The sequence below is a fragment of the Lacihabitans soyangensis genome (assembly GCF_024343775.1).
Lineage (GTDB): Bacteria > Bacteroidota > Bacteroidia > Cytophagales > Spirosomataceae > Leadbetterella > Leadbetterella soyangensis.
Window position 1 is genome coordinate 36087 of record NZ_RJUF01000017.1, and the last position, 13334, is coordinate 49420.

General features: G+C 36.5%; 12 protein-coding genes. 10 read left to right on the forward strand and 2 right to left on the reverse strand.

Annotation, left to right across the window (positions count from 1 at the left end):
• Positions 1-291: 291 nt before the first annotated feature.
• Positions 292-798, reverse strand: a complete 507-nt coding sequence (locus tag EGI31_RS08090; RefSeq protein WP_255036703.1) for a septal ring lytic transglycosylase RlpA family protein — start codon at positions 796-798, stop codon at positions 292-294.
• 336 nt (positions 799-1134) lie between these two features.
• On the reverse strand, positions 1135-2013 hold the full coding sequence (locus EGI31_RS08095; RefSeq protein WP_255036704.1) for an AraC family transcriptional regulator: 879 nt from the start codon (positions 2011-2013) through the stop codon (positions 1135-1137).
• A gap of 115 nt (positions 2014-2128) precedes the next feature.
• Here EGI31_RS08095 and EGI31_RS08100 point away from each other — a divergent pair, with 115 nt between their 5' ends.
• The 10 genes from EGI31_RS08100 to EGI31_RS08145 all read left to right on the forward strand — a co-directional run bounded on the left by EGI31_RS08100 (position 2129) and on the right by EGI31_RS08145 (position 13286).
• On the forward strand, positions 2129-2908 hold the full coding sequence (locus EGI31_RS08100; protein ID WP_255036705.1) for an SDR family NAD(P)-dependent oxidoreductase: 780 nt from the start codon (positions 2129-2131) through the stop codon (positions 2906-2908).
• Positions 2909-3047: 139 nt separating this feature from the next.
• Positions 3048-3953 carry an ROK family protein gene (locus tag EGI31_RS08105; RefSeq protein ID WP_255036706.1) on the forward strand — a complete coding sequence of 302 codons (906 nt, stop codon included), beginning with the start codon at positions 3048-3050 and terminating at the stop codon, positions 3951-3953.
• Positions 3954-4124: 171 nt separating this feature from the next.
• A complete protein-coding gene (locus EGI31_RS08110; protein WP_255036707.1) occupies positions 4125-4931 on the forward strand; it encodes a sugar isomerase domain-containing protein in 807 nt (268 codons plus the stop codon).
• 20 nt (positions 4932-4951) lie between these two features.
• Positions 4952-5803, forward strand: coding sequence for a sugar phosphate isomerase/epimerase family protein (locus tag EGI31_RS08115; protein ID WP_255036708.1), 852 nt, complete (start codon positions 4952-4954; stop codon positions 5801-5803).
• 6 nt (positions 5804-5809) lie between these two features.
• Positions 5810-8668: a PVC-type heme-binding CxxCH protein gene (locus EGI31_RS08120; RefSeq protein ID WP_255036709.1), complete on the forward strand. Its 2859-nt coding sequence runs from the start codon at positions 5810-5812 to the stop codon at positions 8666-8668.
• Positions 8668-9687, forward strand: coding sequence for a methionine synthase (locus EGI31_RS08125; RefSeq protein WP_255036710.1), 1020 nt, complete (start codon positions 8668-8670; stop codon positions 9685-9687). Before EGI31_RS08120 ends, EGI31_RS08125 begins: the two co-directional genes overlap by 1 nt.
• A gap of 6 nt (positions 9688-9693) precedes the next feature.
• A complete protein-coding gene (locus EGI31_RS08130) occupies positions 9694-10539 on the forward strand; it encodes an MBL fold metallo-hydrolase (RefSeq protein WP_255036711.1) in 846 nt (281 codons plus the stop codon).
• Between the two features lie 141 nt (positions 10540-10680).
• Entirely contained in the window at positions 10681-11595 is a 915-nt protein-coding gene (locus EGI31_RS08135) for a sugar phosphate isomerase/epimerase family protein (protein WP_255036712.1), read from the forward strand.
• 3 nt (positions 11596-11598) lie between these two features.
• Entirely contained in the window at positions 11599-12795 is a 1197-nt protein-coding gene (locus EGI31_RS08140) for a Gfo/Idh/MocA family protein (RefSeq protein WP_255036713.1), read from the forward strand.
• A 77-nt stretch (positions 12796-12872) separates the two neighbouring features.
• A complete protein-coding gene (locus EGI31_RS08145) occupies positions 12873-13286 on the forward strand; it encodes a GxxExxY protein (protein ID WP_255036714.1) in 414 nt (137 codons plus the stop codon).
• Positions 13287-13334: the final 48 nt, after the last annotated feature.

Consider the following 13334-nt stretch of genomic DNA (forward strand, 5'->3'; position numbering starts at 1 on the left):
ATTTCACAGAAATAACGGTATTGAAACTTTGATTCCATTGCCCCAATCAAAAATCGTTAATCTAAAATCGTCAATTTGTTTTATCGCACGGAATTCTCAGAATTTCACTGAAAAGTAACCGAGATTTAAACTTTGCTTCCTTTATACAATCAAAAATCGTTAATCAAAAATCGTCAATCGTTAATCATCAATCGTTAATCAAAACTCGTCAATCAATAATCGTAAGCAAAAAAACCTTTGAGGGTACAATTTTCAAAGGTTTTTTTGATAAGACTTGGCCAGATGATGATTCTAGATTTTCATCACAAGGTTTTTTCTTGCAGAATTCAAGAATAACATTTCATGAAAACTCCTGGAAGTAGTAGGTTCTGGCCATTTACTTTTTGTTGCCATTGATCCTGTGTTGACATCAAAACCTTTTCTTTTTTTCAGAATTCTTGCTTTGATATCGGATACTCCATGGTGGATTAGTCCCAATTTGCGAGCGGCTTCACGTGACAAATCGATTACTCGTTCTCCGACAAAGGGCCCGCGGTCATTTACTTTTACTATTACTTTTCTTCCGTTTCTAGGATTTTCTATTTCTATTAATGTACCAAAAGGCAATGTGCGATGTGCACAAGTATAATAGCGATTGCTGAAAACGTCTCCGTTTGCAGTTGTTTTGCCATTAAATTCTTTGCCATAAAACGATGCTAAGCCTTCAAACGATTTTTTATATTCTAATCCTTGTGAAAATGAAGGCACAAAACCTAAAGCAGAAAAAAGTATTATAAAAAGTGTTTTTGTAAAATTCATACGCACTTAATTTTTATGCAAAGCAAACGGATTATGTTTTTCAGAAGTGTTAATGATAATAGAAAAAACGATTGTTTCTTGAAATAGTACAACGTTTACTTCTAAAAGCATAATTATTTAAAATAGAATTGTGCTGATTTTGAGGTAGTTGACTATTTTTTTCTTCTAAATTTTCGAAAGGTTTATATCGGAGATGTCGCTCTATATGTTATTGTTACACTTTAAAAATAGGCTTAAAATTTGATGATTTTTTACTCATTTATTTGGTTAAAATTTGATAGGTCATTAATCTTACTTTGAGAAAAGTGGTGTAAGTTTTTTCTGAAATTACAGATTTTAATTTGTGGAAACTGAATTGTTCTGGTTTTTTCTAAAAGCTTTGGGGTTTTGTTTTGTAAGCTTCAAAAACTGCCTATTGAAATTCGATAAATTATTGAATCCCGACTCATAACAAATTTCTAAAACATTCATTTCAGTTTCTCTCAAAAGTTTACACGCGTGATTGATTCTGACTTGCATAAGGTACTCAACAAATGTCTTTTGCGTGCGGGCTTTAAAATATCTGCAAAAGGCCGCTTTGGTTAAATTTACTTTTTGGGCCAAGTCCTCCACCGACACCGGTTCTTTGAAGTTTTTCAAAATTTGGTCAAAAATAATGCTCATTCTTTCTGAGTCTTTTCTGCCTATTCCTTCCATTCCTATTTCTGAAAGAGTTTGTTGCTCTTTACTTTCAGCCATCAATTGCAATATTTCAAAAAGGCTCAGGAACTTTTCTAAACTAGTTTTATGGATATTTTCTTTAATTACTCGGTATATCTGTTCTTTCGTATTGCCATAAAACTCCAGCCCAAATTTTGCTTTTTCTAACAACAACTTCACAGGGGTCATTTCTACCAAATCAAAGAAAGATTCACCAAAACTATCTAATCGAAATTGTATAACTATAGAAGCGGGACGCTGAATTGCCTCATTAGTATAAAACATTTCATCTGCACGTAACCAGTGAGGTAGTTTGCTGCCTATCAATATTAAATCACCCTCTTTGTATTCAGAGGTATGGTTTCCAATTACTTTTTTCCCAAAACCACCATCACATAGGACGATTTCGAATTCTTCATGATAATGCCAAGGCGTTTCGAAAAATGGAGATTCGTATCGCTCATATATAAAAGAAAGATTTTTGCTGAGCGGCAGTCTCTGAAGTATGGGTTCCATTAAACATCAATATAGTATTGGTTGAACAATAAATATAGGTGGAAATTTAAATTTTAGCTATATATTTTTGTATATTATTGATATATTTTCAATAAATGGTGTAAATTTTTACTTTATGCTCGAAGACAAAAATATTGTTATCATTGGAGGAACTACAGGTTTGGGGTTTTCGGCTGCAAAGGCATTTGTAAAAAACGGTGCAAATGTGGTTGTTGTTGGCAGAAATCCTGAAAGTTGTATATCTGCGGAGTTGGCTTTGGGAGAAAATGCCAAAGCACTAAAAGGAGATGCCACCAATCCTGCCACAGCCATAAATGCCATAGAAATGTGCATTTCTGAATTCGGTGATTTTGATGGTTTGTATCATGTTGCTGGTGGAAGTGGTCGCAAATATGGCGATGGCCCTTTGCATGAGTTGACCTTAGAAGGCTGGCAAAAAACCTTTGATTTGAATCTCACGAGTTTGATGCTTTCCAATCAAGCTGCTGTGAGGAAATTTCTTGAACTCGGAAAATCTGGTAGCATTTTGAATATGAGTTCGGTTTTGAGCTTTTCGCCTTCGCCGCAGTATTTTGTTACACATGCCTATGCCGCAGCAAAATCAGCCGTGACAGGATTTACAAAAGCCTTGGCTGCTTATTATGCCAAAGACAATATCAGAATAAATATTTTGGCTCCAGCTTTGGTCGAAACACCCATGTCGGCAAGAGCTAGTACCGATGAAAAAATCATGAATTTTGTAAAAACCAAACAGCCATTAGATGGTGGAAGAAACGGGAAGCCCGAGGATTTAGACGGTGCGGCGGTATATTTTATGTCGGATTCTTCGAAGTTTACTACTGGACAAACACTCTATGTAGATGGGGGATGGGAGGTTTCGGAAGGTCAGTATTGAAATTAGTTATTGGATAATTGGTTACTGGTTTATTAGTTAATTATTAATATGTTATTGTCGAGTTTTTATAGTGGCAGGTATTTTAAATTTTGTCAAAAAAGAGGCTAATAGCTATTTGCTAATAGCCAAAAGCTAAAAAATGAAAGTAGCAATAGGAATAGACTTAGGGGGAACAAACGTGAAGGGTATTTTACTCAACGAAAAGGGTGAAGTACTTTATAAACACTATATTCCTACCAGTGATGAGGGGGATGAAAAGTGGAAAGAGAACGTTTTAGAAATGGTAAACCATTTGAAAGAGAAAAGCCATAATCAAGTGGAAATCATTGGTTTGTCGGCTCCTGGCTTAGCAAATTCCGACAATTCTTGCATCGCTCATTTGCCAAATCGTCTTTTTGGATTAGAGAATTTTGTGTGGGCAGATTATTTTGAAATTCAAACTTTTGTTTTAAACGACGCTCATGCCGCATTGATGGCCGAAGCTAAGTTTGGAGCTGTGAAAGGTTATAAAAATGCGATTTTGCTCACTTTAGGAACAGGCGTGGGTGGTGGAATTTTGATAAATGGAGAATTGTACCAAGGCCTAAGTCATATGGCGGGACATTTGGGGCATATTTCAATCAATACCTCCGACGATGAGCGAAGTATTTTGGGAATTCCAGGCAGTTTAGAATATGCCTTGGGAAATTATTCTATCGAAAAACGCTCTATGGGGAAATTTAAATCTACCCATGAATTGTTAAAAGCCTATAACGAAAAAGACAGTTTTGCTACATGGCTTTGGCTGGATTCACTCCGTAAATTGTCCATTACCATAGCATCTTTAATTAATATTTTTTCACCTGAAATCATCGTTTTGAGTGGAGGAATAACCCTGGCCGGCAATTTACTTTTTGAGCCCTTACAAACTTTTATTGACCTCTATGAATTTAGACCAAAAGGTAAAACAACAAAAATAGATAAGGCCCATTTTGATGATCTCTCGGGAGCCATTGGAGCGGCGGCTTTTGCATTGGGGAAAATTAATAAACACATAGGCACATAGAGCACATTAGAAAATTACAAAAAAGCTATGATGTCTATGTGTTTAAAGAAAAAATACGAACCAATGAAAAAAAACTATGCCAGCTATGTGCCTATGTGTTTTAAAAAAATACGAGTCAATAGAAAAAACTATGCTAACTATGTACCTATGTGTTTTTTAAAAAAATAAAATATGACCTATATAAAACAATATTTAGAAAAATGCCAGCAAATGATTGAAACGGTAGCTGCTCAAGAAAAACAGATTATTGAAGTGGCTAGAATCTTTGCTGATTCTATTTTGGCAGGAAGAATGGTGCATGTATTTGGAAGCGGACACAGCCGCATAATTGTGGAAGAAATGTGGCCAAGATATGGCTCATTCCCTGGGTTTAATCCTATTGTGGAGCTCTCGCTCACATTTCATAATTTGGTTGTGGGTGCGAATGGACAAAGACAAGCTATGTTTTTAGAAAATGTTTCAGGTTTGGCAGAACAAATTATCAGAAATTTTGATGTAAGTGAACAAGACTCAGCTTTGATTATTTCTTCTTCTGGCTGCAATGTGGTGCCTATAGAAATGGCTGAGATTTTTAAATCTAAAGGTTTGAAAGTAGTGGGATTGAATACCAAACTGCATTCTGAAGCCAGTACATCAAAACGAAAAGATGGTAAAAAATTAAAGGATTTTTGTGATGTGGTTTTAGATTCGGGAGCACCATTGGGCGATGCCATGATAAAAATTGAGAACCTAGAAACACCGGTGGCACCTGGTTCTACGGTGGGTTCTTGTATGCTCATCAATTCTATCAAAGCTGAAATAGCTAATCTTTTAACTAAGGCTGGCCGTCCCCCAAAAGTATTGACCGCCGGAGCTGTTGTTGGAGCAGAAAAAGCAGCTGAACTATTCCAAAGTGCTTATGATGAACATGCCCACCGCTTATCGAAAATGTATAAATCTGTGGGTATAGAAAGTTACGTATCAAAAGAGGATGTTTAGCTTTTAAAACTATTTAGACTATGAAAAGAAGAGAATTTGTATCGAAAATGTCAGCTTTAGGCTTGGCCATGCCTTTGCATTCCTCTTTCATGGATTTGTTTAAACTTAAAAAATTGGGTGCTTGTGATTGGTCTTTAGGTAAAAGCTCCGACCCAATGGCTTTTGAGGTGGCCCAAGCTATTGGCCTTGCTGGAGTTCAAGTTAATATGGGTAATGTATCCAACAACCTTCATTTAAGACAAAAAGCGGTTCAAGAAATTTTTCTAAAAAAATCAAAAGAAACCAAGGTGAAAATCACCAGCTTGGCCATTGGAGAGCTTAATAATATTCCTTATAAATCAGATGATAGAACCACCGCTTGGGTAGCAGACAGCATTGGAGTTGCTAAAAACCTCGGGGTTGAGGTAGTATTATTGGCATTTTTCTCTAAAAACGATTTAAGAAATGACCCCATAGGTATTCAAAATGTAATTTCCAAGCTCAAAGAAATTGCCCCAGATGCCGAAAAAAATGGCATTACGCTTGGAATAGAATCCTATTTAACCGCAGAGGAGCATCTAGATATCATGGAAAAAGTGGCTTCAAAGGCCATAAAGGTGTATTATGATTTTAGAAATGCCAAAGACGCTGGGAATGATATTTTTCATGAAATTAAGCTTTTGGGCAATGACAACATTTGTGAGATTCACCTCAAAGAAAATGGGAAGTTTTTGGGTACTGGAGATATTGATTGGCAAAAAGTAAGCGATGCTTTGGAAGATATAGGGTATTCGAAACGCAAATGGCAGCAGCTGGAATGGTCGCTGCCCGATAAATATGATTATGTATTGGGTCATCAAAAAAATCTTGCTTTCATTAAAACCTTAAATTAGATTTTCATGATAAAAAAAGCTTTTGGAGTTGCCTTATTTCTTGTTAGTGGTTTGTTTTTTGCCTTTACTGTCAATCCAAACTTGGCTTTGGAAGAAGAACCATTGAAGTTTTATCTGCCTGACGACTTGAAAATTGAACTCTGGGCAGAGTCTTCCATGCTTTATAACCCTACCAATATGGATACAGATATCAAAGGTAGAATTTGGGTGACCGAAGGGGTGAATTATAGAAACTTTAATAATGATTCTTCTGCTTTCTATCATCATGAAAAAGGTGATAGAATAGTAATACTGACCGATACCGACCAAGATGGCAAAGCCGATAAATCACAAGTTTTTGTGCAAGACAAAGATTTGGTGGCTCCTCTAGGAATTGCGGTTTTTGGTAAAGATATCATCGTTTCTTGTGCTCCCTATTTGATAAAATATACAGACGAGAATGGCGATGACATACCTGACTCAAAAGAAATTATCTTGAAAGGCTTCGGAGGATTTAACCACGACCATTCGCTACATTCGGTGGTGGCTGGTCCTGATGGAAAGTGGCATTTTAGTGTGGGAAATGCCGGGCCGCATGTGGTTACGGATAAAAGCGGCTTTACGCTTCGTTCAGGAAGCATTTATACTGGAGGCTCTCCTTATAACGAAAAAAACCAAGGAAATATGGTCAGTGATGATGGCAAAACTTGGGTGGGAGGATTGCAAATGCGTATCAATCCTGACATGAGAGGACTGAAAGTACGGGCACATAATTTTAGGAATTCTTATGAGACCTATATAGATGGCCATGGCGAAATGTGGCAAAATGACAACGATGACCAAGTGGTAACCTGCCGAGTTTCGTGGCTAGCCGAAGGCGGAGATGCGGGTTTTTTTAGTAAAGATGGCAGAAGGTATTGGAACGCCGACCAAAGGCCTGGCCAAAATATGTTTACGGCTCATTGGCACCAAGAAGATCCTGCGGTTATGCCCGCTGGCGATAATTCAGGGGCTGGTTCGCCTACTGGAATGCTACGAATTGAAGGCAATAGTTTAGGCCAAAAATACCAAGGAATGGTGCTAAGTGCCGATGCAGGCCGGAATGTGCTTTTTGGATATATGCCAAAAATTAAGAACTCTTTTTATGATTTAAAAAACAAGAAACAGGTTTTTGTTTCATCCAGTTTCACAGATGACCCTGCCTACCAATGGAATAATTCCAATTTTCAAAATGACCTTTCCAAATGGTTTAGGCCTTCTGACTTAATGATAGGCACCGATGGAGCACTTTATATCGCCGATTGGTACGATGCTGTGGTGGGTGGCCATAGAATTCAAGATCAAAAAGCATACGGTAGGATCTATAGAATTAGTCCAAAAAATAGCAAACTGAATACTCCGATTTTAGACTTGAGTACAGCCAAAGGCCAAATTGAGTGTTTTAAAAATCCTGCGATACATGTTAAATATCAAGCCTATTTAAAATTAAAACAAAACCCAGAGGCAAATCTTGAAGCGGTTTTGAAATTATTACAAGATACCAATCCATTCATAAAATCTCGTGCTATTTGGCTTTTAGCCACAATGGGTGCCAAAGGGGAATCAAAAACCATTGAGTTACTAAAAACTGGGAATGAACAAGAAAAGGTGGTGGCTCTGCGTGCTTTGCGTCAAAACATGAATGAGGAGAAATTATTTAAATTTTTACAAAATTTGACTAAAGATCCTTCGGCATTTGTTCGAAGAGAAGCTATTTTGGCCTTACAACCTTTTTCTTATGAAAAATCTAAATCTACTTTTAAGCAATTTGCAGATACTAGTCCTATAAATGATTCATTTTATACCAATGCTTTGGCCTTTGTTTTCGCAGGAAAAGAGAATGATTTTTTTAAGGAAAATAGCCTTTGGTTCAACAAGCATTTTGATTTGGCATTTGCCATGTATCCATCATCAGCATTAAATTACTTTGAAAAGATAGCCCTAATAAGCAATGAGTTATTCGAAAAAAGAAAAAGGGCAATCACAGCCATTGGTTTTATAAAATCAAAGGAAGCTGTAGGTTCCATGTTGAAATTGGCAGAATCTAAAGACAAGAGACTTGCAGATATGGCAAAATATTGGCTTTCGTTCAGAAGCACCAATGATTGGTTCGATTTGCACAACTGGAATAGTATTTCGGACGAAATTCAATTGCAAAAAGTACTCAGCAGACTTTTGGGGCGAAAAGAAATAGTATTGAATGGAAATATTGCATTTGGTGACAGAAGGAATGCAGCCATAGAAATGCTTAAATCTACCCAAGGTAGTCAAATGTTGCTGGAAATGATTCAAAACCAAACACTTAGTGAGGATTTAATGGAATATGTAGGACCTTTGTTAAGCAACCACTCGGAATCTACCATAAAATATCAAGCAAAAAACCTGATAAATACTTTTGAAAACTCCTACAATTCAGAACTCGTAACAAAAACCAAAGGGAATATCGAAAACGGTAAAAAGGTTTTTGAATCCAATTGTTCTTCTTGTCATAAAATAGGGAATTCAGGTAAAGAAATTGGCCCTGAATTGACTAAGATAGGTTCGAAATTAGAAAAAAAAGGACTTTATGAGGCCTTGGTGTATCCTTCAGCATCTTTGGTTTTTGGATATGAAACCTATTCCATCGACACTAAAAATGGCAATACTTATTTTGGATTCTTAATAGCTGAAAATGACAAACTTTTGACCGTAAAAGACCTTTCGGGAAAGATAATTACCATTCAGCAAAAAGAAATTAAAAGCAAAGCCAAACAAAAGAAAAGTGTGATGCCAACGGCCTATTCGTTGGCTATAAATGAAACAGAATTGACAGATTTAATTGAATATCTAACAAAACAGAACCAATAATGCAACCAATACCCATAAAAACAACCATAGTAGGCTCATGGCCATTTCCAAGTTGGCTAGAATTTGCCTCTCAAAATCTTGATAAATTTGGCCCAGCTGATGTCAACGAAATGATTGAAGATGCAGTGGTAAATGCCATTCACGATCAAGTCGCCGGAGGATTGGATGTTATTACCGACGGTGAACAAACGCGGCTAGACTTTAACCTTTCGTTTTATGGTTTCATAAAAGGAATTCAAGCCAATCACGAAGAAACTCGTAAATATGGCCCACCTGCACACGACCAAAGAGGAAAACATACGATTGTCGAAAAGCTAAGTGCTCCAAAAGGGCTAGGTGTGCTTGAAGAATACAATCGACTGAAAAGACTAGCTCCCGAAGGCAAAATATTAAAGGCTTCAATTCCTGGTCCATACACTTTATCAGGTAGAATGTTGCCGGGAGAAATTTACAAAGACCGTTGGGAAATTACTGAGGCGTTGATGCCTTTGGTGGCCTTGGAATTAGAAAAATTGGTAGAAGCAGGAGCTCAAGAAATTTGTATTGACGAGCCATCAATGTCTTGCTATGCTTACAAAGAAGACACAAAACGATTTGTGGATATTTTTAATCGGACAGTTAAAGGCATAGTTGGTAAAACCAGAATCGGCACGCATTTGTGTTTTGGGAATTTCAAAGGTCGTTCGATAGGGAAGAAAACCATTGCACCCATGTTGCCAGATTTCTTGGATATGACTTTTGACGAGTTACATACCGAAATGTGCGTTTTGAATTTTGCTGAGGTACATCTTTTAGAACGGTTTGCCGAAAAAATGGATGTGGCTGTGGGTGTAATTGATGTAAAAAGTTATTACATCGAAACGGTAGAAGATGTTAAAGAGCGAATCCAGAAGTGCCTGAAATATGTGCCTGCAGAAAAATTAGCAGTAGCTCCAGATTGCGGACTGTCACAAACTGCCCGATGGGCATCAAAGTTAAAAATTGAAAGCATGTGTAAAGCTGCGGCAGAATTGCGTTGAAAAATTATGATAAAACCGAAACAGAAAAACGAGCAAGTCATTAAGGATATAAATTCCTTTTCTTCCGAAACTACCTTCAAAGTTTGGTGGCTTGGACAGAGCGGTTTTTTGCTTAAATTTAGAGGTGAAACTATTCTTTTTGACCCTTATTTGTCGGATTCACTTTCTGTAAAATACCAAAATACAGATAAACCGCACACAAGAATGAGCGAATTGGTGGTGAATCCTTTGCTTTTAGAAAATATAAATGTGCTTACTTCTAGTCATAACCACACAGATCATTTAGATGCTGAAACTTTGAATTCGATTTTTGAAAATAATGAAAACGTAAAATTCATTATTCCAGAAGCAAATAGGGATTTTGTAACAGATAGATTGACATGTAAGCTTGATTTTCCGATTGGATTAGATGAAAATAAGCGTATTAAAATAGGGCATTTCGAAATAATTGGACTACCTGCGGCACATAATTCTGTAGAAAGAAACGAAAAAGGTCAGTGCAAATTTATGAGCTACATTGTTAAATTTGGAGATTTTGTGGTTTACCATTCCGGTGATACGCTATGGTATGATGGTTTGGAGAAAATCCTCAAAAGTTACCATTTGGATTTGGCGTTTTTACCCATAAATGGAAACAAGCCCGAAAGAAAAGTAGCAGGAAATTTAAGTTTTCAAGAAGCAGCTGATTTAAGTAAAGTGGCTGATATCAAATGTGTTATACCTCATCATTATCACTTGTTTGAGTTTAATACAGAAGACCCTGAAAACTTTAAAATTGCCTGTGAAAAAATTGGAACTCCTTATAAAATTCTAGAACTTGGAGAAGGATTTGAATTTATAAAGACTTCTTAGGAAATAGTTTATTTTAAAATTTCAATCGAAAAGACATAATCATAAGGATAATATGAAAACGTGTAAAGTCTCAATTAATAAGTATTTAAAAACCAGTGTTTATCTGTTCAATCTGTGTCATCAGTGCTCAAATAATAGACCATGAAACGAAGAAATTTCATAGCAACAGTGCCAGTTTTGGGAATGATTCAAAAATTTGAACCAACAAAAGAAACTTTCCCAATTAGTAGCAATTCCTACAATTGGGGTACTTTTTATGGAAGAGAAAACAAGAATTGGGGTGAAAATTTGGATGCTGATATGGCAGCGTATGTGAAGACTGGACTTCAAGCCTATGAGCCCAGTTTGGGAAGTGCCGAAGAAGCCACTATACTGATTGCCGTTTTGAAAAAATACCATATTAAAATGCCCTCAGTGTATATTGGGAGTGTTTTGCATGAAGAAGAACAAGTAGAAAAGTCAATTAAAACTATTCTTGAGATTGCGGAAGTTGTGAAAAACTATGGCACCAAAATCATAGTAACCAACCCAAATCCCATAGCTTGGGGAAGCGATAAACTCAAAACTGATGAACAATTGATTTTGCAAGCCAAAGCATTAGAGAAAATTGGGAAATCATTAAAAATGAATGGCTTGAAGCTTGCCTACCATACCCACGACGTGGAATTGAAGGCTGGAGCAAGAGAATTTCATCACATGCTACAAAACACTTCACCTGAGAATCTATATTTCTGTATGGATGTACATTGGGTATATAGAGGTTCTCAAAACTCACAATTGGCGGTTTTTGATGTGCTAAAAATGTATGGAGACCGCATTATTGAGCTTCACATTCGACAATCAAAAAATGGTATTTGGCAGGAAGTTTTCACTTCTGAAGGCGATATCGATTTTAAAAAATTTGCTTTAGAATTATTAAAGAAAAATCTGAAGCCGCATTTAGTTATAGAGCAATGTTTGGAAAAAAATTCACCAAATACCATGAATGCTGTTGAAGCCCATACTATTGATTTGAAAGAAATTAGAGATACATTTAAACCTGTTTTAAAGCCTTAAATTATGATAAAATTATGTATTTTGGGAGGCGGCTTCATTGGCCGTTTCTATGCCGAATCACTTATTGGTCGCCGCGGAAAAGACGAAGTCAAAGTGATTTATGCACGAAGAGAAGAAACTGCTGTTCGTTTTGCCAAAGACTATAATGTCCCCCATTTTTTTACAGACATGGAGGCGGCCATTGCCCATCCAGAGACTGAAATGGTGATTATAGCCCTTCCAAATTATGTGCATGAAGAGGCAGTGCATCTTTGCGTAAAGCACAAAAAAGCGGTATTGTGTACCAAGCCTTTGGGTAGAACACCAGAAGAGGCACTTCGTATGACCAAAGCTTGTGAGGATGCTGGAATTTTTGCTGGATATTTAGAAGATCTTTGTTACACCCCAAAATTCTCAAAATCACTGGCAAGTGTAAAGTCCGGAGCCATTGGAAGGGTTTTGTGGGCAAAATCTCGAGAAACACACCCTGGGCCGCATTCTGATTGGTTTTGGGATATGGAAAAAGCAGGTGGAGGTGCCATCGTGGATATGGGCTGTCATTGTATCGAAATCTCACGTAATTTTATAGGAAAAGACATTTTGCCTGTAGAAGTAATGTGTTGGGCAGATACCCAAGTAAAACCCATTGATGCCGAAGATCACGCCATTGGTCTAGTAAAATATGAAAACGGAGCCATTGGCCAATTTGAAGTTTCCTGGACTTTTCGTGGAGGTATGGACTTACGAGATGAAGTGATGGGCACCGAGGGAACAATTTGGGTGAATTCTTGGCTAAGGACTGGTTTTGAGATGTTTACAAGTGGAAATACGGATGGGTATTTGGTAGAAAAAGCAGAAAGTTCTTCTGGATGGCAGTTCCCGGTTGGCGATGAAGCTCACGAGTTGGGCTATACAAGTATGTTTATTGATATGTTTGAGGCATATGAAAAAGGTATTCAACCGCAAGAGACATTTTATGATGGTTATGTGGTAAATGCCATTATTGATGCAGCTTATAAATCAGCAAAAACCAAAATTTGGGAGCAAGTAAAATTACCCGAATGGAGAGGACAAACTGGACTTACGAAGCCATCTGTGTTTACCGAATATGATGCTGACCATTGGCTTATAAAAGAAGAACTTTTGCCAAACGGAGACAAAAAAGTGATTTTGAAAAATAAGCTGAGTAATGAGATTTTAGAAAAAGTAAAAATGTCTTAACTCGGATTTATTTGATTTCTGTGATTAATAGGATTTTCTCTTTCATGGAATAATGGATAAAATTTATATTTCTTTTTATGATAAATGATAATTTTAAATATTCAGAACTTACATCTAAAATCATAGGCTCAGCTTTTAAAGTGCATAGTTTTTTGGGAAATGGTTTTCAGGAAGTAATATACCAAAGGGCTTTAGAAATTGAAATGCAAATGGATGGGATTCTATTTCATCGTGAATTTGAGATGCCGATAATTTATAAAGAACATCACATTGGGACCAGAAGGGTTGATTTTTTGGTGGACGAAAGAATATCGGTCGAATTAAAGGCTGTTATAAAATTGGAAGATGTACATTTTGCACAAGCTATTAATTACCTAGAAGCCTATAATTTAGAGGTCGGTCTGTTAATTAATTTTGGAGAAAGAAGTTTAAATGTAAAAAGATTAAAAAATCATAAATATAAACCTAGTCTTGAAATTAAACCTTATTGAAAATTATTCTTAAAAGTTTTAAAATCATAAAAATCAACCTAATCATAT

What these genes read in the sequence shown, in the direction of transcription:
- EGI31_RS08140 (WP_255036713.1), top strand. Translation starts at nt 11,599, where the DNA reads ATGATAAAATTATGTATTTTGGGAGGCGGCTTCATTGGCCGTTTCTAT.
- EGI31_RS08105 (WP_255036706.1), top strand. Translation starts at nt 3,048, where the DNA reads ATGAAAGTAGCAATAGGAATAGACTTAGGGGGAACAAACGTGAAGGGT.
- EGI31_RS08095 (WP_255036704.1), bottom strand. Translation starts at nt 2,013, where the DNA reads ATGGAACCCATACTTCAGAGACTGCCGCTCAGCAAAAATCTTTCTTTT.
- EGI31_RS08145 (WP_255036714.1), top strand. Translation starts at nt 12,873, where the DNA reads ATGATAAATGATAATTTTAAATATTCAGAACTTACATCTAAAATCATA.
- EGI31_RS08130 (WP_255036711.1), top strand. Translation starts at nt 9,694, where the DNA reads ATGATAAAACCGAAACAGAAAAACGAGCAAGTCATTAAGGATATAAAT.
- EGI31_RS08090 (WP_255036703.1), bottom strand. Translation starts at nt 798, where the DNA reads ATGAATTTTACAAAAACACTTTTTATAATACTTTTTTCTGCTTTAGGT.
- EGI31_RS08135 (WP_255036712.1), top strand. Translation starts at nt 10,681, where the DNA reads ATGAAACGAAGAAATTTCATAGCAACAGTGCCAGTTTTGGGAATGATT.
- EGI31_RS08125 (WP_255036710.1), top strand. Translation starts at nt 8,668, where the DNA reads ATGCAACCAATACCCATAAAAACAACCATAGTAGGCTCATGGCCATTT.
- EGI31_RS08120 (WP_255036709.1), top strand. Translation starts at nt 5,810, where the DNA reads ATGATAAAAAAAGCTTTTGGAGTTGCCTTATTTCTTGTTAGTGGTTTG.
- EGI31_RS08110 (WP_255036707.1), top strand. Translation starts at nt 4,125, where the DNA reads ATGACCTATATAAAACAATATTTAGAAAAATGCCAGCAAATGATTGAA.
- EGI31_RS08100 (WP_255036705.1), top strand. Translation starts at nt 2,129, where the DNA reads ATGCTCGAAGACAAAAATATTGTTATCATTGGAGGAACTACAGGTTTG.
- EGI31_RS08115 (WP_255036708.1), top strand. Translation starts at nt 4,952, where the DNA reads ATGAAAAGAAGAGAATTTGTATCGAAAATGTCAGCTTTAGGCTTGGCC.